Source organism: Virgisporangium aurantiacum, assembly GCF_016863635.1.
Taxonomy (GTDB): Bacteria; Actinomycetota; Actinomycetes; order Mycobacteriales; family Micromonosporaceae; genus Virgisporangium; species Virgisporangium aurantiacum.
In genome coordinates, this window is record NZ_BOPG01000184.1 from 1 (window position 1) to 1489 (window position 1489).

Sequence of the window (1489 nt, forward strand, 5' to 3'; positions counted from 1 at the left end):
TGCGCTCGACCGCCCGCGGTCGCTGTTCGAACACGCGACGTGGCTGCATGAACAGCATCCGACCGCCCCGCTTCCTCGTGGTGGGCGGCCCTATCCGGACGAGGGTGCCGGCTGCGGTTCGGACGGTCGAGCCACGGCTGCCGATCGAAAACGCCTCCTGAAACGGACGCTGACGGCGTTCTGGTCCGATCCTGCGGCGCCGGTCCAGGCGTTGCACGACGACCTGTCCCGCCTGGACCTTCCGGGCTGGATCGTCGAGTCGGTCATGGACAAGCATCGAACGCCGGACCTACCGCGCACCCACGACACCGGCGTGTGGCTGGTCCGCCACGGCACCGATCGGCGCGCTGTCATGGTCGGCCTGGCATTGCTGGCCCGGACGGGCCGGCCCGACGACGCGCCGCTGGTCAGGACGATCGGGTTGCTGGACCTGTTCGGTCCGATGGCCGCCGCGGCCCTGGCCGCCGTCCCGGACACCATGCCGGACCTGATCTGGCTGGCCGAACGTTCCCGGCGGTGGGCCCGGATCAAGGCGGTCGAGGCGCTGTGCGGGCAGGCCGACCCCGAAGCCGTCGCCTGGCTGCGCCATCACGCCGTGAACGACGAGGAGATGAGCGCGTCGCTGGCGCGGCGGATCGCCGAGTCATGTTCGCTGGCCGACTCCCTCGACGGCCCCGTTGTCGAGGTCGAGGTGCTCGATCAGGCCGGGCGGTTGCTGTTGGCGATGGTCACGCCGGATGACTACCGGACTCAGTTGGCCGCCTACCGCGATGCCCGGCGGGTCTATCTAGGCCTCGCTCATCGCCTTGGCGGCGCACCGGCGTCGATGCCGCGGTACGCGATGCTCGTGTCGCTGATCGAGGACCTTCGCAGCGGATACGCGGCGTGTCTGGACTGGGACCCCGGCCAGCGTGAGAACATCGTGGCCGCCCTGGGCAGCACCCTGCGACGCCGCGACTGGAACGGCCACCTCACCTCGGCGGCATCGTCGCTGGATCCACGCATCCGGCGCCGAGCCGACTGGGCGCGGCACTGTCTCGCTGACGCGGTAAGCCCGCCGACCAGCCCTACGACCGTTCCCACGTCTGCTCCGCTGTTGCGGGTCAGGGTGGTTGCGCCGGACCCGTTCCGACGTGCGGACGTCCAGACGCGAATCCTGGTCGATGACCGGCCGGTCGTCGCGGCCGCCTTCGACAAGGGACCACCCTTTCCACCCGAGACGTTGTGCTCCCGTGGCCGGTTGCATGCCGACAACCAGCCACGGGAGGTGCGCCTGGCCGAGGCGTACTGCACCGAGGGCTGCTGCGGAGCGTTGTACGTCACCATCGTCCGAGACGCCGACACCGTCGTCTGGCGGGACTGGCGCGGGCACACCACCCCGACGGCACCGCCCGAGTTGCGTTTCGACGCGGCACAGTACGACGCCGAGATCGAAAGGGCCGAGACCGACCACTCGTGGGAGTGGCCGGCCCGCACCGTCGCCAGGCTG

The 1489-nt window shown here is 70.5% G+C and carries 1 protein-coding gene and 1 pseudogene; one reads left to right on the forward strand and one right to left on the reverse strand.

The window, feature by feature from the left end; genetic code table 11:
• Positions 1-277 (reverse strand): hypothetical protein (locus Vau01_RS62950; RefSeq protein WP_204015461.1); only part of this gene is annotated, 277 nt, incomplete at its 3' end.
• On the opposite strand from Vau01_RS62950, the pseudogene Vau01_RS62955 reads away from it, so the two are divergent.
• A pseudogene (locus Vau01_RS62955) lies at positions 266-1489 on the forward strand (hypothetical protein); the annotation flags it as partial. The gene Vau01_RS62950 and the pseudogene Vau01_RS62955 sit on opposite strands and share 12 nt — an antisense overlap.